This window comes from Streptococcus sp. OMI870, assembly GCF_047460295.1.
Taxonomy (GTDB): domain Bacteria; phylum Bacillota; class Bacilli; order Lactobacillales; family Streptococcaceae; genus Streptococcus.
Map to the genome: position 1 here is coordinate 95,301 of NZ_JASHGM010000005.1, position 21,986 is coordinate 117,286.

Consider the following 21,986-nt stretch of genomic DNA (forward strand, 5'->3'; position numbering starts at 1 on the left):
ATGCCAAAACGTTGTAGCTGGGTTAAAATGAACAACCCGCTATATGTAGCTTACCATGATGAAGAGTGGGGCCAACCTCTCCACGATGACCAGGCGCTCTTTGAGTTGCTTTGCTTAGAGACCTATCAGGCTGGCCTGTCTTGGGAGACGGTGCTCAATAAACGGCAGGCTTTCCGTGAGGTTTTTCATGGCTATAACCTTCAAGGTGTTGCAGACATGACGGATGAAGAACTGGAAGCTTTGTTAGACAATCCAGCCATCATCCGCAATCGTGCCAAGATTTTTGCGACACGTGCCAACGCCCAGGCCTTTCTACAAGTGCAGGCAGAATTCGGAACTTTTGATGCTTATCTTTGGTCTTTTGTTGAGGGGAAAACCATCAACAATGATGTTCCGGATTACCGGTTGGCTCCTGCGAAGACAGCTCTTTCCGAGAAGCTTGCTAAAGATCTCAAAAAGCGTGGTTTCAAGTTTACGGGTCCCGTTGCAGTCCTATCCTACCTACAAGCAGCAGGCCTGGTCAATGATCATGAGAATGATTGTGAATGGAAAAGTGGAAATAAGTGACGTTAGATGACTAGAACATCAGAGAATATAGAAAAAGCTGAGAGTCTTATCTCAGCTTTATTTGTTATAGTCAAAGTGGATGACTTGCTCCGTTGCATCTACATACGCGTGGACTCCAAAGGGAACAATCGCTCTTGGAGTGGCATGGCCAACGTTTAGATTATAGAGAATTGGGATATTGCTGTCAATGATATCCAATAGTGCCTCTTTATAGTCGTCATAAAAAGTTTCATCCATAGGTTTTCCGACTAATAGTCCACTGATGACCTCAAATATGCCAGTGTCCTTCAAAGTCCGCAACATCTTTTTGAAGTCGTCAGGTTCAGGCTTTTCTTCGCTTGTTTCTAGCAATAGAATCTTTCCTTCCCAGTCTGACAAGTCAGGGAAAAGTTTGTATTTTTGGCAGAGGTCTGTGCTATCTGCGTGTAGAGAGTTGTCAAAGATATCGTAGAGGGATTCGAGGCAACCGCCGAGGATTTCCCCCTCGAACTTAGCATTGCCTTGTAACAAGTCAAAACCTGTATTTGCATGGCTGACACGAGGAGTTCCCAAGGCTTTGGGACTAAAATCAGTCCGTTCCTCATACCAAACGTTACTAGGGCGAATTTCTGAGATTTTTCCAGTCTTAATCAATTCTTTAAAGTAGTGAAGGCTATATGGCAACATTTCTTTGTCTAACTCACAAATGTCTGCTAGAAAGGATTGGCCGTAAAAAGTCTTGACTCCTAGTTTATGCAACATGAGGTGGTTCATGGTCGTATCCGAGAAACCGAGAAAAATCTTTGGTTTGATAACCTTTTGTAGTTGGTCATTTTCAAAGAGGTAGGGTAGCAAGCGATAGGTATCGTCTCCACCGATGGCACATAGAATCATCTCGATACTATCATCAGAAAAGGCCTGAATCAAATCCTCTGCACGAGCTTCAGGATGTTCTTTGATAAAATCTAAGCCTTTTAGTGAATGAGGTAAAAAGATAGGATTGAGTCCGAGGTCCTTGAGTCGTTGGACCCCCAAGTCCACTTCGTGCTTGACAAAGTCTTCACCGATAATCCCACTAGATAAACTTATAATACCAATAGTAGAAGCCATATATTATCCTCCTAGAAAAAATTGAAGCTATTGTATCACAAAAGATGAGGGGAAACAACAAGAATTAGAGTCAGAAGAAGGCTTTTAGATCAAGAAAGTAGTAAAAAAGCAACCACTCGATATGGTTGCTTCGGAATATAGATAAGCTCTATCAACAATAGAAAATAGCCCTTTAGAAGTTGATTGCCACATAGTTAAAACTCTTAGGAATGCTGATGTAATGATATTTCTAAGAATTTTTACTTTATACTCTAAAGTAAAAAGATTGAAGAAAGTTGTCCAAAATGGACTTTATCTTCAATCTGTTTTTTTAATAATTTAAGAAATTGTGTTAAAATGAAATGAAAATTACGAATAGTATAAGTGGGAGGCACCATGAAGGCGGAAATTATTGCAGTGGGAACCGAAATTCTCACAGGACAGATTGTGAACACCAATGCTCAATTCTTGTCTGAAAAATTAGCTAGTTTAGGGATTGATGTCTATTATCATGTGGCGGTAGGAGACAATGAAGGTCGTCTCTTCTCGACCATTGAGACAGCTTCAAAACGCAGCGATTTGGTGATTTTATGCGGTGGACTTGGTCCAACAGAGGATGATTTGACCAAGCAAACCCTTGCTAAGTTTTTAGGGAAAGAACTGGTTTTTGATCCGACAGCGCTTGCCAAACTCGACACCTTCTTTGCCAGTCGCCCTGATTATGTCCGGACGCCCAATAATGAGCGACAAGCACAAATGATCGCTGGATCAATCCCCCTTCAAAACCGTACAGGTCTCGCGGTTGGAGGTTTGATTGAAGTCGACGATGTGACCTATGTCGTTCTACCTGGTCCTCCAAGTGAGTTAAAACCCATGGTCAACGAACAATTGGTGCCTCATTTGACAACAGGGGAGCAGCTATTTTCAAGAGTTTTGCGCTTCTTTGGGATTGGGGAAAGCCAGCTGGTTACGATTTTAGCCGATATCATTGAAGAACAGAGCGATCCGACGGTAGCTCCTTATGCCAAGACAGGAGAAGTGACCTTACGTCTGTCTACAAAGGCGAAAGATCAGGCAGAAGCGGATGCTAAGCTCGATGTCTTAGAAAAGGAAATCTTATCACGTCACACCCTGGATCATCAACCCTTGCAAGAGTTGTTTTACGGTTATGGAGATGACAATTCGATGGCCAAGGTGGCCTTTGATCTTTTGAAACAGACTGCTAAGACGATTACAGCTGCAGAAAGCCTGACAGCTGGCCTCTTCCAAGCGACTCTGGCAGATTTTTCAGGAGCGTCCAGCATCTTCGCGGGTGGTTTTGTCACCTATAGTTTGGAAGAGAAAAGCAAGATGTTGTCTATTCCAGCTCAAGAGTTGGAGCAACATGGAGTAGTGTCTCATTTTACAGCCCAAGCCATGGCGTCACAGGCCCGTAAGTTAACAGGATCCGATTATGGTGTTAGCCTAACCGGAGTTGCGGGACCTGATAGTCTGGAAGGGCATCCAGCAGGGACAGTCTTTATCGGACTGGCAACTCCAAATGGAGTGGATAGTGTCCAAGTCAATATCGCCGGACGTAGCCGAGCTGATGTCCGCGAAATTGCAGTTCTGCATGCCTTTAATTTGGTGCGCTTGGCTGTATTAAATAGTGAAAATTTGGTATAATGAAGTTTGTGCCAAATGAAGAATGATTCTAAAAATGGATAGGAAATGAGCCTTTCAAATGACGGTAATCGTTGGTGAGTTGCATACATTTCCTGTATAGTAAAAAATAGGAGAAAAGAATGGCGAAAAAACAGAAAAAATTAGATGATATCTCTAAGAAATTTGGAGATGAGCGTGAAAAAGCGCTCAATGATGCCCTGAAGTTGATCGAAAAGGATTTTGGTAAAGGATCCATCATGCGTTTGGGCGAACGCGCGGAACAAAAGGTTCAAGTCATGAGCTCTGGTTCATTGGCTCTTGATATTGCCTTGGGTGCTGGGGGTTATCCAAAAGGTCGGATCATCGAAATCTATGGTCCAGAATCATCTGGTAAAACTACCGTTGCCCTCCATGCAGTAGCGCAAGCACAGAAAGAAGGGGGCATTGCTGCCTTTATTGATGCCGAGCATGCCTTGGATCCATCATATGCAGCAGCTCTTGGGGTTAATATCGACGAACTTCTCTTGTCTCAACCAGACTCAGGGGAACAAGGACTTGAAATTGCCGGTAAATTGATCGACTCTGGGGCGGTTGATTTGGTGGTTGTCGACTCTGTTGCAGCCTTGGTACCACGTGCGGAAATCGATGGAGATATCGGGGATAGCCACGTTGGTTTGCAAGCGCGGATGATGAGCCAAGCGATGCGTAAACTTGGAGCTTCGATCAACAAGACCAAGACCATTGCCATCTTTATCAACCAATTGCGTGAAAAAGTTGGGGTCATGTTTGGGAATCCTGAAACGACACCTGGTGGTCGTGCCCTGAAATTCTACGCCTCTGTCCGTCTAGATGTTCGTGGAAATACCCAAATCAAGGGTACTGGGGACCAAAAAGATACCAACGTTGGTAAGGAAACAAAGATCAAGGTTGTGAAGAACAAGGTAGCTCCTCCGTTTAAAGAAGCCATGGTTGAAATTATGTACGGGGAAGGAATTTCACGTACGGGTGAATTGGTGAAGATTGCAACAGATTTGGATATCATCCAAAAAGCTGGTGCTTGGTACTCATATAATGGCGAAAAAATCGGTCAAGGATCTGAAAATGCTAAGAAATTCTTGGTTGACCACCCAGAAATTTTCGACGAAATCGACCACAAGGTTCGGGTACATTTTGGTTTGATCGAAGAAAACGAAGCAGTGAAACCGCTTGATAAAACTGAAGAAGCAGCTCCGATCGTAGAAGAAGTGACACTAGATTTAGATGACGCGATTGAAATTGAAGATTAATTTTTTTCAAAATAGGTCGCTAGACTGATGGTTTTTGTGTTATAATTTAATACGATAGTATTATCGTGTAGCGAAAGGAGTGCATGCATGATTAAAATATATACAGTGTCAAGTTGCACCAGCTGTAAAAAAGCAAAGACTTGGCTCAACGCTCACCAGCTAACTTATAAAGAACAAAACCTCGGTAAGGAAGGGATCACCAAAGAAGAATTATTGGATATCCTTACAAAAACTGAAAATGGAGTGGCAAGTATTGTCTCTTCAAAAAATCGATACGCTAAAAATCTAGGAGTGGATATCGAAGACTTGAGTGTCAATGAAGTCATTGATATCATTATGGAAACTCCACGTATTCTAAAAAGTCCTATCTTGGTAGATGATAAACGCCTCCAAGTTGGCTACAAAGAAGACGATATTCGTGCCTTCTTGCCACGATCAGTTCGAAATGTAGAAAATGCAGAAGCGCGGATGCGTGCAGCACTTTAAAGCAATTGAAAATCAGAAACAGTTTGTTTCTGATTTTTTTCTTTAAATTTAGAAATGCAGAGTAGTTTCCTGCGCCATTTTCCCAAATCTGTGATACAATATTTTAGAAACCAATAACTAGTAAGGAATGAAAAATGAAAAGAAAGATCTTCTTATTGGGTGCTCTTGTTTTGTGTTTGACAGGATGCGGTCAAAAAAAGCAAGCGAAAACGCCAACCTCAAGTGAGCAAAAAGCAATCAAAGCGAAAGCAGAACAGCTGCAAAAAGATAATAAGAGTATCTTGCAAAAGGCTGAGGAGAATCAAGTGATCACACGAACCTTTGTCTTTCCAAAAGATGACAAGGGAACGCAACAGACCCAAATCGTAACCTATGTGGGCAACACCTTCAAGAAATTGGAGACCATCAATGTGACGGCAACCGATGAGGAATTGAAAAAAGGGATCCAACAGGTCGGTGTCGAAGAAGCACAAAAACAATTGAGAGAATCCTTTAATAAGGATGATGCCTTTAAGGAAGCTTTGACAGTGCCTGGTTTCACGGCTGATCTGACCTTGGAAAATGAGAATGAGTACAAGGTGACCATTACCTATGACTTTGAAGCCATGGATGTGAAGAAGGCAGAAGGCATGACCTACTTCAAAAATAATCACTTGCCAGAGTTGTTGAAGTTGACACCAAGTCAATTTGCGGATAATCTCATCAATGCCGGAGCGAGTGAGCAAAAATAAAATAGAACAGTCGGGGATCAGTAGCCTAAAAATGCTTGAAAAAGCTGTAAAATCAATGGCTTGTCCGTTGTGAAAAGGCTCTGTTTATGATATAATAGTAATATTCTAAGGAAAGAGGGTGTTCTTGTGGGATTTACAGATGAAACAGTACGTTTTAATCTTGATGATTCAAATCGTAAGGAAATTAGCGAAACATTGAAAGATGTTTATTTGTCACTGGATGAAAAAGGCTACAATCCAATTAATCAAATCGTAGGATACGTACTTAGTGGTGATCCTGCCTATGTACCTCGGTATAACAATGCGCGAAACCAAATTCGTAAGTATGAACGAGATGAAATCGTTGAAGAATTGGTGCGTTATTATTTGAAAGGGCAAGGAATAGACCTCTAATGAGAATTATGGGATTGGATGTTGGCTCAAAGACAGTTGGGGTTGCGGTGAGTGATCCTCTGGGTTTTACAGCTCAAGGTCTTGAAATCATCCAAATCGATGAAGATAAAAAAGAATTTGGTTTGGAGCGCTTATCCGAATTAGTGGCTCAGTACAAGGTGGATCGTTTTGTTGTGGGCTTGCCCAAAAATATGAACAACACCAGCGGACCACGTGTGGAAGCTAGTCAGGTTTATGGTGCCATGATTGCTGAAAAGTTTGGCTTACCAGTTGATTATCAAGATGAGCGATTGACCACAGTAGCTGCAGAGCGGATGTTGATCGAACAAGCAGATGTGAGCCGTAGCAAGCGTAAAAAAGTCATTGATAAGTTGGCCGCCCAGCTCATTTTACAAAATTATTTAGATCGCAATTTTTAGAAAGAAAACGAGGAAAACAGTATGGCACATGATCATAACCACGACCATGAAGAACGTGAATTAATCACATTGGTGGATGAACAAGGAAATGAAACACTTTTTGAAATCCTTTTGACCATCGATGGAAAAGAAGAATTTGGCAAGAACTATGTCCTTTTGATCCCTGCCAATGCAGAAGAAGATGAAAACGGCGAAGTTGAAATCCAAGCTTATTCATTTACAGAAAATGAAGATGGAACAGAAGGTGACCTTCAACCAATCCCAGAAGACTCAGATGCAGAATGGGACATGATCGAAGAAGTCTTCAACAGCTTTATGGAGGAGTAAAAACGTCCGGGGGACGTTTTTAGCCTTGCGCTAGAAATAAAGACCGCAAGTAAGTCTGGGAGACTGTATTACCCCAACTCCCAAAAACTGGAGAGAGTTGGAACATCCAGTGGACGTTTTTAGCCCAGCTCCTGAAAATATGAGAGAGCTGACAAGTCCAAAGGGCTTGATGGAAATAGGAACGTAAAGAAACGAGTACAAAAGAAAGGAGCGCAAATGTCAGAAGAGGCTTTGTCGCTTTTTTCTTTTAGGAGGAAGATGTGAATAAGATTGAGCAATGGATGAATAGTCGGATCGGTCTGAATTTCCGATCAGGACTGGATCGTATGGAGCAGGCAGTAACTCTGTTAGGGAGGCCTGACAAGGCTTACCCGATCCTTCATGTAACAGGGACCAATGGAAAGGGCTCAACGATTGCCTTTATGCGCCAACTGTTGATATCTCATGGGAAGAAGGTTGGAACCTTTACTTCTCCCCATATGATCAGTATTCATGACCGGATTTGTATCGGGGATCAGCCAATTTCAGATGAAGATTTTACTCGGATCGGCCAACAGGTACAAGAAATGGAGCAAATCTTGCTCCAAACCCAGGATCAACTCTCCTATTTTGAGATTATCTGTCTCATGGCTCTGTTGTATTTTAAGGAACAAGGAGTAGACGTGGTTCTGCTGGAAGTCGGTATCGGTGGGCTTCTGGATACGACCAACGTAGTGACGGGAGAGATTGCGGTAATCACTTCGGTTGGCCTGGATCACCAAGAAACGCTAGGAGGGACTATTGCGGCAATTGCTCAGCAAAAAGCAGGGATCTTTAAAGAAGGCAAGAAAGCAGTAGTGGGGCCTTTATCGAATGAAGCTACGGCGGTATGCCAAGAAATAGCAGAGCAGTTAGCTGTGGATCTTCACACCTTCCAGAAAGATTTTGGTTTAGAGCAGGATCGTTTTTGGAACGAAAGAGCGGAACTTATCCTACCGCCACTTGGCTTGAAGGGCGACTACCAACGAGAAAATGCTGCGGTAGCTTTAGAGGCCTTTTTCCTCTACATGGAGGGCCTAGAACAAGCAGTGGATATGAATCGGGTTAAGCTTGCCTTGCAGGAGACTCGTTGGCCAGGACGTTTAGAGCTATTTGGAGAGCAGTTGTATCTAGATGGGGCTCATAATCCCCATGCAATGGCGCGATTGATCGAGTTCGCAAATAGCTTAGCGGGGAAACGAGTGAAGGTATTATTTGGAGCCCTCAAGCGAAAAGACTACAGCGGGATGCTCGAAGCACTTCAAGTGGGCTTACCAGAGGCTGAATTGATTTTGACAACCTTCCATTATGGAGAAGTAGTCGCACAGGGTGACCGTCAAGACTTGCCCTATGTAGCTGACTATAAGTCTTATATTCAAGAGTTTTTGGAACAGAGTCGTTCCGATGAGGTCTTATTTGTAACGGGCTCCTTGTATTTTATTGCAGAAGTAAGGGCATTCTTATTAGAGGCTTAAACAATTGACCAGAAGACTTTCTTGGCGTATACTGGTGGTAGATGGTATCCGTTGAAGGCGAAAGGAGTCGATGATGATGAAAAAAATAGTGGTTGCGTTGACCTTTATGGTCGCGATTTTCCTGACGGCTTGTAGCCAGCAGGATCAAGCAAGCACGTCGTCAAGTGGAGAAAGTTCTAGCTCACCAGAGAAAGTAGCTCCGTCTAGCGAACAGTCAGAGCATGGGGTATCCATAGATGGTAGTTATCGAGGGCAGGACGAAGAGCATACGATCCTTCTTGTTGTGACGGGTCAAAAAGGTACATTTACGGTGCAAGACGCTGATGGAGAAGAAGAGACTAAAGAGGTGAGTGTTGATCCGGTCAACCAATCCATGCGCATTGGGGATGAGCCTTATCGCTATCGTATCGAAGGGAACCAGTTATCGCTAGAAGATTTGGAGCAGGCAGAGGATGATCAAGGCATCATTGAATTGACCAAACAATAAGAAAGCTATATCAGATTGTATCTATCATTGATTCGAGAGGCGGAAGGGGAGTCTTCCCCTCTTTTTCATGGCTTCAAAGGGAGTTGGTTGGTCGTTGCATCGGGTAAAAAGAATTGTTATACTAGTAGAAAGAAAAAAGGAGGATGCCGTGACCTTTCGAAAATTACGTCTTTTAATGTCCAAGTATGGATTTAGTATTTTGTTTATGGGTTTTGAACTATGGGCCTCCTTTGCAGCCTTCTTTTGGCTCAATAAATGGTTCCCGCATTGGCTATCTGTAGTAGTTATTGGAATTTTATATGTGTCGACGATCTTGGCGATTGTCAATCGTAATACCCCTCCTGAAAATAAGGTGACCTGGCTCTTGATTGCGGTTATTCCTGTCTTTGGATCGCTCCTATACCTCATGTTTGGCGAACGGCGTTTGTCTAAAAAGGAGATCCTTCAGCTAGAAAATATGGAGTCTATGAAGCATATAGAGGACAATAGTCAGCAACTGCGTAAGGAACTCAAGCAAGAAAGTAAAGCAGTCTATGGCTTGGTCAAGTCGATTCTATCCATGGACCACAATGCTGACCTCTATAATGGGACGGCGTCAACCTTTTATCCTCTTGGAGAGGAAATGTATGCGCAATTGCTAGAGGATCTGAAAGCGGCGAAAAAATTTATCTTCATCGAGTTTTACATCATTGATGAGGGCTTGATGTGGGACAGTATCCTAGAAATTCTAGAGCAGAAAGTGAAAGAAGGGGTTGAAGTCAAGCTCCTTTATGACGATATTGGCTGTATGGCGACCCTGGCGGGGAACTATACCAAACGGCTGCGAAAGATGGGGATTGATGCCCATAAATTTAACAAGGTGATTCCCCGTCTGACGGTAGCTTATAACAACCGAGATCACCGTAAGATTCTGGTCATTGATGGTCAGATTGGCTATACAGGTGGTGTCAATTTGGCAGACGAATATATCAATCAGATTGAGCGGTTTGGCCACTGGAAGGACAGTGCTATCCGTTTGGACGGACGAGCAGTTAAGGCTTTGACCCGATTGTTTCTCATGACCTGGTACATTAACCGTGGTGAAATTGAGGATTTTGATCGTTACCATATGGAAAATCAAGCAGTCGAAGGCGAAGGACTATACATTCCCTATGGGAGTGGACCAAAGCCGATTTACAAGTCGCAGGTCGGAAAGACAGTCTATCAAAATATGATCAATCAGGCGACAGATTACGTCTATATCACAACTCCTTACTTGATCATCGATTATGATTTGACAGAGGATATTCGCAATGCGGCCCTTCGTGGGGTAGATGTCCGGATTGTGACCCCGCATATTCCGGATAAAAAATTGATCCAAATCGTCACACGTGGGGCTTACTTGGATCTGATGGATGCAGGTGTAAAAATCTATGAATACACGCCCGGTTTTATCCACAGTAAGCAAGTGTTAGCAGATGATGAAATGGCGGTTGTGGGAACGATCAACTTTGACTACCGTAGTTTGGTCCATCACTACGAAAATGCGGTCTGGATGTATCGGACACCTGCACTGAAAGAGATTCGAGCAGACTTTGATCACATTTTTGAGGTGTCTCAGGAGATCACTGAAGATACCTTCCGCTTTACATGGCACCAAAGTTTGATCAAGGAAATTATGCAATTATTCGCACCGATGTTGTAACAAGTGTGTGAAAACAGAGAAAAGAGTCAGAAGCTGAGAGGCCTGACTCTTTTTACCTATCACTATGTGGCAAGAGGCTGACAGGGTCGCCAGAATTTGGTATACTAGAAAAGATAAGGAGCTTTTTTCTAAAGGGAAAGAGCAGAGAAACATCTAGAAAAAAGGAAAAAGAATGAGCGAAAAAGAGCAAGAAATGACTTCAAAAAAATTAGGGCTTCACGTGGGAGATAGTTTCCAAGACACACGTGAGATTCGCGAAGTGTTAGACAAGTCGATCTTTCGTGAAGAGCAGCCTACTCATCATTCGCAAGTAGAGGCCCTAGAGGAACCCTACACTAATGAAGCATCGGAAGCTGTCGGTGAGGTTGAAGATACGCTTGTATCAGATCCGGAATTGCTAGCAGAACCGAAAGAGGAACCAGAACAGCCCCTAAGTCGGGCCAATCGTCGTTCGCGTAAAGGGGAAGTGGAAGCAGGAAAAGCGGAAGCACCCATTGTAGAAGAAAGGGCTGAGGAGTTGGAAGAGGATGTGGCAGTTGAGCCTGTCCGCAGTCAAGCCAAACGCCCAGTGCCATTGGCGCTTCCATTTGTACTGAGCCTCTTGATTAGTTTGCTTCATGTTGGGGTACCATTTTTGACCCGTTTTGCAACTAACCAGCAGTCTCAAGACCTCTATGCTGGCTGGGCGATGACCAAAGGTCAAGTACCATTTGGTGATTTTTACGGGACCAACGGCCTCCTCTACTATGCGATCAATTGGTTAGGAAGCTTAGCTGGTGGGCATTGGATCTTGATGCTCCTCCAAGCGATTGCCCTCTTCTTTGCAGGGACTTACCTCTATCGCGTCGTGCGCTTACTCGTGGCGGATAAAGGTACAGCCAAGAATATCCAATTACTCTTTTATTTCTTAGTACTAGGCCTTGGTTTTGGAGGAGTTTATGTGACCTTCTTTAGCCTTCCAATCCTATTTGCCAGCATGAATTTTATTTTGGCTTATCTAATTGGGGATCGTAAGGACGAAGGCTTTATCTTTTACGGTGCAATCGCAGCTGTGGCTTTCTTGATTGATCCGATGACCAGTGCACTCTTCTACTTGTTAGCCTTCCTTGGCTTAACAGGTTTTAATATCAAGGAGAAGAGATGGGCGCGTGGTTTCTATCAAATGTTGGCTGCCCTTCTTGGTTTTTCACTTGTCTTTTATCCAATTGGGTATGTGACCGTTTGGAATCAGACTTTCGGCTATGCCATTAATCAAGTGACCTATGTCTTTAACGCCTTGAATTTCACGAATGGACAGACTTTTAGCAATGCCATTTATTACGGACTATTAGCGCTTGCCTTTGGTTTGGTTTCTGCCTTTTTAATGTCCTTTACCAAGCAAGATAGCAGCGCTCGTCGGATCTTCCGTTTTATGGGATGGGTGGGTAGCCTGGTTGTTCTCCTTGTGTCGATTGGTCTCCCTGAACAAGGGGCTTATCAACTATTGCCGATGTTGCCATTTGTCCTTCCTTTATTTGCGCTTTGGTTCTCACGGGACGAGGAAACGGATGAAGGGCTTGAACGTCGTGGCCGTAAGAAGAAAAACAAGAAAGTCTGGGCTGCTTACTTTACAAGTCAAGCTTTCTTACCAGTAATCGCCCTCATCTATTTAGTTGCATCCCCAGTAGTGCAAGATCAGGTTCTTCAACCCGGTCAATCTAGTGAACGGAGCGAAATCGCAAGCTACATCCAAAAGCATAGCAAGTCTAAGGAGACCATTTATGCTTGGGATACAAGGGCTACTCTTTACCAAGAGAGTGATCGTTTGGCGGCTTCTGCCTTATTGACTCCAACTTCTTATCTGGGAATTTATGAGAACCGGACCAATGTGACTCAACAGATCGATCGATCTGAAGCTAAGTATATTGTGGTTAACAATCAAGTAGAGTTGACCTCTAATATGAAGAAGCTCCTCAAAGAAAATTACCGTCTAGTTGAGAAGAAATACCGGCATTTCAAACTCTATCAACGCTCTTAATAAAATCAATATCTTGTGTTTTAGAAAGTTTTTTAGAATTTTCACCACAAGATATTGATTTTTATTTTTGGAGTGGTATAATACAACTTGTATGTAAATGAATGAAGAAAGGCGCGTTTGGTATGATCACCTTGAGAGAAGAAAAACTGAGAATGGCCCCGGATATTTTTGTTGAAAAACGAGATGGCCGCCGTGTTCAATTCGATGTTGAAAAAATTTATAAAGCCTTGTTGAAGGCGACAGAAGAAGTGACTTCTCTCACTCCAGTGATGGAAGCCAAACTAGAGGCCATTGTCGATCGTGTGATCGCAGAGATTTTGGAGCGTTTCCCAAATGGTGTGAAGATCTATGAGATTCAAAATGTGGTCGAACATGAATTGCTTCAAGCCAATGAATATGCGATTGCGGAGAGCTATATTACCTATCGGACTCAGCGGGATTTTGAGCGCTCAAAAGCAACCGATATCAATTTTACGATCGGAAAACTCCTCAACAAAGACCAAGCTGTCGTCAATGAAAATGCCAATAAGGACAGCGACGTTTTTAATACCCAGCGTGATTTGACAGCGGGAATTGTCGGCAAGTCTATTGGTCTTAAACTGTTGCCCAAACACGTAGCCAATGCCCACCAAAAAGGGGATATCCACTACCATGATTTGGACTATAGTCCTTACACTCCGATGACCAACTGTTGTTTGATCGATTTTGAAGGCATGCTGCGTAATGGCTTTAAGATTGGAAATGCAGAAGTAGAAAGTCCCAAGTCCATCCAAACTGCAACGGCTCAGATCTCGCAAATCATTGCCAATGTGGCCTCTAGTCAGTATGGTGGTTGCTCAGCTGACCGAATCGACGAGGTCTTAGCTCCTTATGCAGAAAAGAATTATCAGAAGCACTTGAAAGATGCAGAGGAGTGGGTTCTCCCGGAAAAACGTGAGGACTATGCTTGGCAAAAAACGAAAAAAGATATCTATGATGCTATGCAGTCCTTGGAATACGAGATCAATACCCTCTTTACTTCCAATGGGCAAACACCTTTTACTTCATTGGGCTTCGGCCTTGGAACTACTCGCTTCGAACGCGAAATCCAAAAGGCGATTCTTGAGATTCGAATCAAGGGACTTGGATCGGAACATCGGACAGCCATTTTTCCAAAATTAATCTTTACCCTCAAGCGGGGACTCAATCTAGAGCCTGGAACGCCTAACTATGATATCAAGCAATTGGCCTTGGAATGTGCTACCAAACGCATGTATCCAGATGTCCTCTCTTATGACAAGATTGTAGAATTGACAGGCTCCTTCAAGGTGCCCATGGGATGTCGCTCTTTCCTCCAAGGGTGGAAGGACGAGAATGGTGTGGAAGTCAATTCTGGCCGGATGAATCTGGGGGTTGTGACGGTGAATCTACCCCGGATTGCCTTGGAATCTGGTGGAGACAAGGAAAAGTTCTGGCAAATTTTTAATGAACGGATGAATATTGCGGAAGATGCTTTGGTTTACCGGGTGGAACGCACCAAAGAAGCGACACCAGCCAATGCACCGATTCTCTACCAATATGGGGCTTTCGGGAAACGTTTGGGTAAATATGACCAGGTAGACCAGCTCTTCCGCAACCGTAGAGCAACCATTTCACTCGGTTATATCGGATTGTATGAAGTGGCGACAGTCTTTTATGGACCTAACTGGGAAGCAAATCCAGAAGCCAAACAATTTACAATCGAAATCATTAAGGATATGAAGAAACGGGTCGAAGAATGGTCTGACCAATATGACTACCACTTCTCGATTTATTCGACGCCATCAGAAAGCTTGACAGACCGCTTCTGTCGCCTGGATACGGAGAAATTTGGGAAGGTTCCGGATATTACAGACAAGGAATACTATACCAATAGTTTCCACTACGATGTTCGCAAGAACCCAAGCCCGTTTGAAAAGCTTGATTTTGAAAAAGTCTATCCAGAAGCTGGAGCGACGGGTGGCTTTATCCACTATTGTGAGTACCCAGTTCTCCAACAAAATCCAAAAGCCCTTGAAGCGGTTTGGGATTATGCCTATGACCGTGTCGGTTATCTTGGAACCAATACACCAATTGACCGTTGCTACAAGTGTGACTTCGAAGGGGACTTCACACCAACCGAGCGTGGTTTTACTTGCCCAAACTGTGGCAATAGTGATCCCAAGACAGTAGATGTGGTCAAACGGACCTGCGGCTATCTCGGAAATCCTCAAGCTCGCCCCATGGTCAATGGCCGCCATAAGGAAATAGCTGCACGGGTGAAACACATGAATGGCTCCACGATCAAATCAGCTGGACAGCAAGTGACAGATTAGAAAAGGAAGATTATGGGAAAATACCAATTAGACGATAAAGGCAAGGCCCAGGTTCAACGATTCCACGAAAAGCATTCGACAGGTGGAGTCAATAAAAAAGACCGCGTGGCCAGCCTAAGAGAGAAATTTTTAAAAAAGGCTAAGAAAAAATAAAAGTGAGAGTCCGCTCTCGCTTTTCTCGTATGGGGGGAGGTAAAGATGGAACTACGCAGACCGACTCTAGCAGATAAAGAAACTGTATTAGACATGATGGCAGAGTTTGAAGCGAATCAATCAGCTCACGATGGCGGATTTTGGGATGCTGAGAATTTTGTTTATGAAGAGTGGTTGGAAAGTAATCAGAATCATGAAATGGGGATTAATTTGCCTGAAGGGTGGGTGCCTGATATTCAGTTAGTTGCTTTTTCGAGAGATGGACAAGCCGTAGGGTTTCTCAATCTGAGATTGCGTCTTAGTGACTATTTGCTGGAAGTAGGTGGTCATATTGGCTATAGTATCCGTCCCTCTGCGCGTGGGCAAGGATTGGCAAAAGAGCAGCTGCGGCAAGGATTGCAAGTAGCCAAAAGTAAAAATATCAAACGTGCTTTAGTGACTTGTGATAGTGACAATGTTGCCAGTCGAGCAGTGATTCTGACTAATGGCGGAGCTTTAGAGGATGTTCGAGGCGGGAAAGAGCGCTATTGGATTGATTTAGATTGAGGAAAGTTTATGAAGTTACAACGACCAACTTTAGAAGATAAAGACGCGATTTTAGAGATGATTGCTGAGTTCGATGCTGCAAAATCCTATATGCACGGTGGCATGGGCTCCACTTGGAAGCGAGCAAAGGACTTTGCGGATTGGTTGCGAATCGTAGAGCAGCAGGAGGATACTGAGAATCTGCCAGAAGGCTGGGTTCCTACCATTCAATTTTTATCCTTTGATGAGACTGGCTACCCTCTGGGCTTTTTAGCCCTGCGCTTGTCCTTGAATGACAAATTATTTGTAGAGGGTGGTCACATTGGCTATTCCATCCGGCCCAGTCAACGCAGAAAGGGCTTGGCTAAGTTGCAGCTAGAGCTAGGACTAGCAGAGGCTCGAAAGCAAGGATTGGAACGAGTACTGATTACCTGTGATGAAGACAACGAAGCCAGTCGTCGCACCATTCTCTCTGCTGGCGGTGTTTACGAAAACACAATCGACAGAAGTCAGCGCTACTGGATTGATTTGGAGGATGAAGATGAACAATCCCAAACCTCAAGAATGGAAAAGTAAGGAGCTGAGTAAAGGGCGAATCATTGACTATAAGGCCTTTAACTTTGTAGATGGCGAAGGTGTCCGCAACTCCCTTTATGTAGCGGGTTGCATGTTTCACTGCGAGGGCTGTTACAATGTAGCCACCTGGTCTTTTAACGCGGGTATTCCCTACACCAAAGAGTTAGAAGAACAGATCATGGCCGATTTGGCCCAACCCTATGTTCAGGGCTTGACCCTGCTTGGGGGGGAACCTTTTCTCAACACTGGTATCCTGCTGCCTTTGGTCAAGCGCGTGAAAAGAGAATTGCCTGACAAAGATATCTGGTCTTGGACCGGCTACACTTGGGAAGAAATGATGTTAGAAACGCCTGATAAACTGGAGCTCTTGTCGCTGATTGATATCCTGGTCGATGGACGGTATGATAAAAGCAAACGCAACCTCATGTTGCAGTTCCGAGGCTCTTCTAACCAGCGGATCATTGATGTTCAAAAATCATTGAAAGAAGGAAAGGTTGTCATCTGGGACAAGCTCAATGATGGCAAGGAAAGTTTTGAGCAAGTCAAGCGGGATGATCTTTTGTAGGATCTTCAAAAACCGGGTGTTTCACCCGGTTTTTTGGATTATCTGCATAAGTATACAAGGGATTTTGCCTGTTTTGGAAAACGCTTACTTTTCAAATGTCCATAATGGACAAAAAAGTGATAATTAATGCATTTTTTGCTAAAAATATGTTACAATAAATATGATTAGGACTAATTGGAGGTATTTATGTCACAAAGGAGACGGAGTCGTCGTTCAGAGCATAAGTGGGGGCAATTGCGAATCGTTAATTCCGTATTGCTTATTTTTTTGCTTATAACCGCGAGTTGGGCGACCTATACCATGTTGGCCAATAACATCTTGGCTTTTCGCTATGTTAATGTTCTCGTGATGGTACTACTAGCTGTTCTCTTGCTCTTATCAGCTTGGTTTGTGATCAAAAATCAGGCCAAAAAGACAGCTTTGGTCCTGCTTCTTGTCGGCTTATTGGCTAGTTCAGGAGTTTTGTTTGCTAGTCAACAGCTGCTAAATCTGACGAGTAATGTCAATGGGCACTCCAACTATACAGAGTTTGAGATGGCTGTCTATGTCAAGAAAGACAGTGAGATCAAAGACATCAAAGAAATCAAGGAAGTGGTGGCACCAAAGGGCAACAATAACGAAGCCAATCTTACGGCCCTCTTGGACAATATCAAAAAGAACAAGGGACAGGAAATCTCCGTAGTGGACGCACCGACCTATCTGGATGCATATAAGAGCTTGCAAGAGGGTGACGCTACTGCCATTGTGTTGAACAGTACCTTTGAAGATACCATTGCAGCAGAAGATGCTGACTACGCTAAGAAATTAAAGAAACTTTATTCCTACAAGATTCGAAAAGAAGTGGCGGCGACAAGTAAGGTATCTGCAGATGCAGATGTCTTTAACATCTATGTCAGCGGGATCGATACCTATGGTCCGGTAACCTCGGTTTCACGATCAGATGTCAATATCATCATGACCGTCAATCGGAAGACCAAGCAAGTTCTGTTGACAACGACGCCGCGGGATGCCTATGTGCCAATTGCAGATGGCGGTAACAACCAAAATGACAAGCTGACCCATGCGGGAATCTATGGGGTGGATGCCTCGATTCATACCCTTGAAAATCTCTATGACATTAAGTTGAACTATTATGTCCGTCTCAACTTCACATCCTTCCTCAAGTTGATTGACCTGGTAGGGGGGATCGATGTGGAAAATGATCAAGAATTCACGAGTCTTCACGGCAAGTTCCATTTCCCTGTTGGGAAGGTCCATTTGAATTCAGAGCAAGCACTCGGTTTTGTTCGGGAACGCTACTCCCTCCAAGGTGGCGATAATGACCGTGGGAAGAACCAAGAAAAAGTCATTGCGGCCATTATCAAAAAGTTGACCTCTACCAAGGTCTTGAGCAACTACAATGAGATTATCGGGAACCTCCAAGATTCTGTCCAAACCAATATGCAGTTGCCAACCATGATGAATCTGATTAATACCCAATTGGAAACAGGTGGCTCTTATGAGGTGACTTCCCAAGCGGTTACAGGTCAAGGTCGAAATGACTTGCCATCTTATGCCATGCCAGGTTACAACCTCTATGTCATGGAGTTGGATCAAGCCAGCTTGACCAAAGCTAAGGAAACCATTCAAAAAGTAATGGAAGGAAAAGAAAAATGATTGATATCCACTCGCACATCGTCTTTGATGTGGATGATGGACCAAAGACAAGGGAAGATACCCGTGCCTTATTGGAAGAAAGCTATCGCCAAGGGGTCCGGACCATTATCTCCACTTCTCATCGTCGCAAGGGGATGTTTGAAACTCCAGAAGAAAAAATTGCAGAAAATTTTCAAGAAGTAAAGAAAATCGCAGCACAAGTCGCGCCGGATCTGAACATTCATTACGGTGCAGAGATCTACTTTACCAATGATGTCTTGAAAAAATTGGAAGAGAAAATCTTTCCACGTTTGGCAGAGACGCGCTTTGCTTTGATCGAATTCAGCATGGGAACGCCATACAAGGAGATTCATACAGCCTTGGACCGTTTGCTCCATCTAGGCATCACCCCAGTGGTGGCCCATATCGAGCGCTACAAGTGCTTGGAGAAAAATGAGGAGCGCGTGCAAGAGATGATCGACATGGGCTGCTACATGCAGATCAATAGTTCAAGTGTTCTCAAACCTCGACTCTTTGGGGATGAGCAAAAACAACTGAAAAAACGGGCTCGGTATTTCTTAGAAAAAGACTTGGTTCACTTTGTTGCCAGCGATATGCACAATGTGGATAAACGACCGCCTTATATGGCAGAAGCCTATCGTTTGATCAAGGAAGAATACGGAGAACAACGAGCTCAACGGCTCTTTGTCGACAATCAACAGCTCTTGTTAGCGGATGAATTAATCTAACCATGAAACAGGTGGAGAGATCCACATGAAGGAGTAATTAGGAAATGAACAATCAAGAAAAACAAGCAGTGGAAATTGATGTTTTCGCTATGCTGAAGACCCTATGGAAACGCAAGTTTTCGATCGTTTTGGTCGCTCTTGTCTTTGCTATCGCAGCCTTTGGCTACAGCGCATTTTTAGCTAAGAAAGAATACCAAAGTACCAGCCGTATTTATGTGGTTAGCCGTCAAAATCAGGAAAACAACGCCTTGACCAACTCGGATTTGCAGGCAGGTTCTTACTTGGTTAAAGACTATCGTGAGATCATCCTTTCTCAAAATGTCTTGACGCAAGCCATCGAAGAATTGAAACTCGATATGACACCTGCTGAGTTGTCGAAAAAGATCAGTGTGTCTGTTCCGACCGATACTCGGATCCTCTCCATCACAGCTAAGGATGGAGATCCAAAAGAAGCTGCTCGTATCGCCAACGGCCTTCGCAATGTAGCAGCTGAAAAGATCATCTCTGTAACCAAGGTGTCAGATGTCACGACTTTGGATGAGGCAGAAGTGCCGCAATCACCTTCTTCACCAAATATCCGACGCAATGTCCTTCTTGGCTTCATTGCTGGAGCTGGTCTGATGGTGGTTCTCTTGGTTGTAGTAGAAGTCTTGGACGATCGTGTCAAGAGACCAGAAGATATCGAAGAGTTGATGGGCTTAACCCTACTTGGTGTTGTGCCAGATATTAAGAAACTGTAGACTGGGGATCGCATGAATACGTTAGAAATTTCAAAAAATAAACTGCAAGAAATTCGAAAGGCAGAAGAGTACTTCAATGCCCTTGCAACGAATATCCAATTGAGTGGGGTGGATTTAAAAGTGATCGCCATCTCATCTGTACAAGAAAATGAAGGAAAATCAACCACTTCAACTAACTTGGCCGTTGCCTTTGCGCGTGCCGGCTACAAGACCCTCTTGGTTGACTGCGATATCCGGAACTCTGTCATGACAGGGGTTTTCCGTAGTCGGGATAAGATCCAAGGCTTGACGGATTTCTTGTCTGGCCGTAGCCAATTGGACCAAATTTTATATGCAACAGATTTTCCAAATTTGGATATTATCGAGTCTGGACAGGTAGCGCCAAACCCAACAGGGCTCTTGCAAAGCAAGAATTTCACTGTCATGATGGATGCTTTGCGGGATCATTTTGACTACATCATTGTTGATACTCCTCCTATCGGGGTCGTAATCGATGCGGCTATCATTGCCCAACGCTGTGATGGTACGGTCTTGATTACAGAATCTGGGGCCAACGGACGCAAGGCTGTCCAAAAGGCCAAGGACCAATTGGAACAAACAGGCACACCTTTCTTGGGAGTCGTGCTTAATAAATTTAATATTAAAGCTGCGGAGTATGGTTCGTATGGTGGATATGGATCATACGGAGAGTATGGGAAAAAGTAAAGAATAGGATTGAGGGAAAATGGGAGAAGAAAGAATCGAACTGGAAAAATTGAATATTGTTCTCTTTCAAAGTTTAGCTGTCCTGTTTTCGGCTTACATTGTGAGTCTTTTTAAAGATGCAGAATACACGTCACAGACGATCGCTATTCTTTATCTCTTACATTTTGTAGCCTTTTACATTAGCAATATTGCCTATCGTTTTTACAGCAGGGGCTACCTGGATGAGCTCTTTCAGGTTTTGAAATACAATGTGTTTTTCGCTGTTGGGATCACCTTTACCTCTTTTATGCTCGATGGAGTCTTTTCGATCTCTCGCCGGGGAATGATCTACTTCTTTCTCTTTAATACCTTTGCTGTCTATATTATGGATCTCTTGATAAAGAGATACCGGAAGTCTATTTTGCCACGTCGGAAAAGTTCGAGAAAAATTTTCCTGATTACAGCTACGAGTCGAATGGAGAAAGTCTTTGATATTCTAAACTCGCCCAATCTCTATCATGGGCAACTGATCGGTGTCACCGTCATGGACGATACGGATTTTACCCATTCAGGCGTACGGGTCGTGCAGCCGGAGCAAATGATGAACTTTGTCACCAAGGAAGTGGTGGACGAAGTGTTTATCAATCTGCCGAGTGAGGACTATAATATCAGTGACTTGGTCTCGGAATTTGAGAGCATGGGGATCGATGTATCGGTCAATCTCAATGCCTTTAACTTTACGTCATTGGGGAATAAACGGGTTCGAGAGGTTGGAGGCTTGAGCGTTGTCACCTTCTCGACCAATTTCTACAAGCCGAGTCACGTGTTTGCCAAACGCCTCTTGGACATTGCAGGAGCCCTCTTTGGTCTCTTGATTTGTGGTCTAGTAAGTATTGTCTTAGTCCCTCTGATCCGTAAGGATGGCGGATCAGCCTTCTTTGTACAAAAACGTGTCGGTAAGAACGGACGGTATTTCAACTTCTATAAATTCCGCTCTATGCGCGTGGATGCCGAAGAGATTAAAAAAGATCTCATGGAACAAAACACCATGACCGGTGGGATGTTCAAGATGGAAAATGATCCGCGGGTGACACCAATCGGTCGCTTTATCCGGAAGACCAGTCTCGATGAATTGCCACAATTTTACAATGTTCTGATCGGTGATATGAGTCTGGTCGGGACTCGTCCCCCAACGGTTGACGAATACCAAGACTATACGCCAGCTCAAAAACGCCGACTCAGCTTCAAGCCAGGTATTACCGGACTTTGGCAAGTGAGCGGACGCAGTGAAATCAAGGATTTTGATGAAGTAGTCAAACTGGACGTTGCGTACATGGATGACTGGACGATCTGGAGAGACATTCAGATCTTGCTCAAGACCGTGAAGGTTGTACTTAGAAAAGAAGGAGCGAAGTAGGAATGCC

The 21,986-nt window shown here is 43.8% G+C and carries 23 protein-coding genes; 22 read left to right on the top strand and 1 reads right to left on the bottom strand.

Annotation, left to right across the window (positions count from 1 at the left end):
* Nucleotides 1-567, top strand: coding sequence for a DNA-3-methyladenine glycosylase I (locus tag QM968_RS08785; protein ID WP_414383559.1), 567 nt, complete (start codon nt 1-3; stop codon nt 565-567).
* Nucleotides 568-624: 57 nt separating this feature from the next.
* On the opposite strand, the gene QM968_RS08790 is transcribed toward QM968_RS08785, so the two are convergent.
* On the bottom strand, nt 625-1,656 hold the full coding sequence (locus QM968_RS08790; RefSeq protein ID WP_414383561.1) for a S66 family peptidase: 1,032 nt from the start codon (nt 1,654-1,656) through the stop codon (nt 625-627).
* Between the two features lie 375 nt (nt 1,657-2,031).
* On the opposite strand from QM968_RS08790, the gene QM968_RS08795 reads away from it, so the two are divergent.
* From QM968_RS08795 to QM968_RS08895, 21 genes are all read left to right on the top strand, one after another.
* Entirely contained in the window at nt 2,032-3,300 is a 1,269-nt protein-coding gene (locus QM968_RS08795) for a competence/damage-inducible protein A (RefSeq protein ID WP_414383563.1), read from the top strand.
* A 119-nt stretch (nt 3,301-3,419) separates the two neighbouring features.
* On the top strand, nt 3,420-4,565 hold the full coding sequence (gene recA / locus QM968_RS08800) for a recombinase RecA (protein WP_414383565.1): 1,146 nt from the start codon (nt 3,420-3,422) through the stop codon (nt 4,563-4,565).
* An 87-nt stretch (nt 4,566-4,652) separates the two neighbouring features.
* A complete protein-coding gene (gene spx, locus QM968_RS08805; protein WP_003009108.1) occupies nt 4,653-5,051 on the top strand; it encodes a transcriptional regulator Spx in 399 nt (132 codons plus the stop codon).
* 134 nt (nt 5,052-5,185) lie between these two features.
* Nucleotides 5,186-5,782 (top strand): SP0191 family lipoprotein, encoded by a 597-nt coding sequence (locus tag QM968_RS08810; RefSeq protein ID WP_414383567.1) that lies wholly within the window; start codon nt 5,186-5,188, stop codon nt 5,780-5,782.
* Nucleotides 5,783-5,908: 126 nt separating this feature from the next.
* On the top strand, nt 5,909-6,175 hold the full coding sequence (locus tag QM968_RS08815; RefSeq protein ID WP_003002070.1) for an IreB family regulatory phosphoprotein: 267 nt from the start codon (nt 5,909-5,911) through the stop codon (nt 6,173-6,175).
* A complete protein-coding gene (ruvX, locus tag QM968_RS08820) occupies nt 6,175-6,594 on the top strand; it encodes a Holliday junction resolvase RuvX (protein ID WP_009731864.1) in 420 nt (139 codons plus the stop codon). The genes QM968_RS08815 and ruvX overlap by 1 nt, the downstream gene beginning before the upstream one ends.
* A gap of 21 nt (nt 6,595-6,615) precedes the next feature.
* Nucleotides 6,616-6,921: a DUF1292 domain-containing protein gene (locus QM968_RS08825; RefSeq protein WP_003001941.1), complete on the top strand. Its 306-nt coding sequence runs from the start codon at nt 6,616-6,618 to the stop codon at nt 6,919-6,921.
* A 260-nt stretch (nt 6,922-7,181) separates the two neighbouring features.
* The gene (locus QM968_RS08830; protein ID WP_414383570.1) at nt 7,182-8,414 is read left to right on the top strand and encodes a bifunctional folylpolyglutamate synthase/dihydrofolate synthase; all 1,233 of its coding nucleotides are present in this window, start codon (nt 7,182-7,184) and stop codon (nt 8,412-8,414) included.
* Between the two features lie 73 nt (nt 8,415-8,487).
* Nucleotides 8,488-8,901 carry an SP_0198 family lipoprotein gene (locus QM968_RS08835; protein ID WP_414383572.1) on the top strand — a complete coding sequence of 138 codons (414 nt, stop codon included), beginning with the start codon at nt 8,488-8,490 and terminating at the stop codon, nt 8,899-8,901.
* A 148-nt stretch (nt 8,902-9,049) separates the two neighbouring features.
* Nucleotides 9,050-10,585 (top strand): cardiolipin synthase, encoded by a 1,536-nt coding sequence (gene cls, locus QM968_RS08840; RefSeq protein WP_414383574.1) that lies wholly within the window; start codon nt 9,050-9,052, stop codon nt 10,583-10,585.
* A 172-nt stretch (nt 10,586-10,757) separates the two neighbouring features.
* Nucleotides 10,758-12,602 carry an MFS transporter gene (locus QM968_RS08845; RefSeq protein ID WP_414383576.1) on the top strand — a complete coding sequence of 615 codons (1,845 nt, stop codon included), beginning with the start codon at nt 10,758-10,760 and terminating at the stop codon, nt 12,600-12,602.
* 122 nt (nt 12,603-12,724) lie between these two features.
* Nucleotides 12,725-14,935, top strand: coding sequence for an anaerobic ribonucleoside-triphosphate reductase (nrdD, locus tag QM968_RS08850; protein ID WP_414383610.1), 2,211 nt, complete (start codon nt 12,725-12,727; stop codon nt 14,933-14,935).
* 12 nt (nt 14,936-14,947) lie between these two features.
* A complete protein-coding gene (locus QM968_RS08855; RefSeq protein WP_129822760.1) occupies nt 14,948-15,088 on the top strand; it encodes a hypothetical protein in 141 nt (46 codons plus the stop codon).
* 45 nt (nt 15,089-15,133) lie between these two features.
* Nucleotides 15,134-15,634 (top strand): GNAT family N-acetyltransferase, encoded by a 501-nt coding sequence (locus QM968_RS08860; protein ID WP_414383578.1) that lies wholly within the window; start codon nt 15,134-15,136, stop codon nt 15,632-15,634.
* Nucleotides 15,635-15,643: 9 nt separating this feature from the next.
* A complete protein-coding gene (locus tag QM968_RS08865) occupies nt 15,644-16,189 on the top strand; it encodes a GNAT family N-acetyltransferase (RefSeq protein WP_009731856.1) in 546 nt (181 codons plus the stop codon).
* Entirely contained in the window at nt 16,155-16,754 is a 600-nt protein-coding gene (gene nrdG / locus QM968_RS08870; protein WP_414326620.1) for an anaerobic ribonucleoside-triphosphate reductase activating protein, read from the top strand. Before QM968_RS08865 ends, nrdG begins: the two co-directional genes overlap by 35 nt.
* Before the next feature lie 186 nt (nt 16,755-16,940).
* Nucleotides 16,941-18,410 carry an LCP family protein gene (locus QM968_RS08875; RefSeq protein ID WP_414383580.1) on the top strand — a complete coding sequence of 490 codons (1,470 nt, stop codon included), beginning with the start codon at nt 16,941-16,943 and terminating at the stop codon, nt 18,408-18,410.
* The gene (gene cps4B, locus QM968_RS08880) at nt 18,407-19,138 is read left to right on the top strand and encodes a capsular polysaccharide biosynthesis protein Cps4B (RefSeq protein ID WP_009731853.1); all 732 of its coding nucleotides are present in this window, start codon (nt 18,407-18,409) and stop codon (nt 19,136-19,138) included. The genes QM968_RS08875 and cps4B overlap by 4 nt, the downstream gene beginning before the upstream one ends.
* A gap of 44 nt (nt 19,139-19,182) precedes the next feature.
* Nucleotides 19,183-19,878 (top strand): Wzz/FepE/Etk N-terminal domain-containing protein, encoded by a 696-nt coding sequence (locus QM968_RS08885; RefSeq protein WP_009731852.1) that lies wholly within the window; start codon nt 19,183-19,185, stop codon nt 19,876-19,878.
* Between the two features lie 12 nt (nt 19,879-19,890).
* The gene (locus QM968_RS08890) at nt 19,891-20,583 is read left to right on the top strand and encodes a tyrosine-protein kinase (protein ID WP_009731851.1); all 693 of its coding nucleotides are present in this window, start codon (nt 19,891-19,893) and stop codon (nt 20,581-20,583) included.
* A 19-nt stretch (nt 20,584-20,602) separates the two neighbouring features.
* The gene (locus tag QM968_RS08895) at nt 20,603-21,979 is read left to right on the top strand and encodes a sugar transferase (protein WP_009731850.1); all 1,377 of its coding nucleotides are present in this window, start codon (nt 20,603-20,605) and stop codon (nt 21,977-21,979) included.
* Nucleotides 21,980-21,986 lie beyond the last annotated feature (7 nt).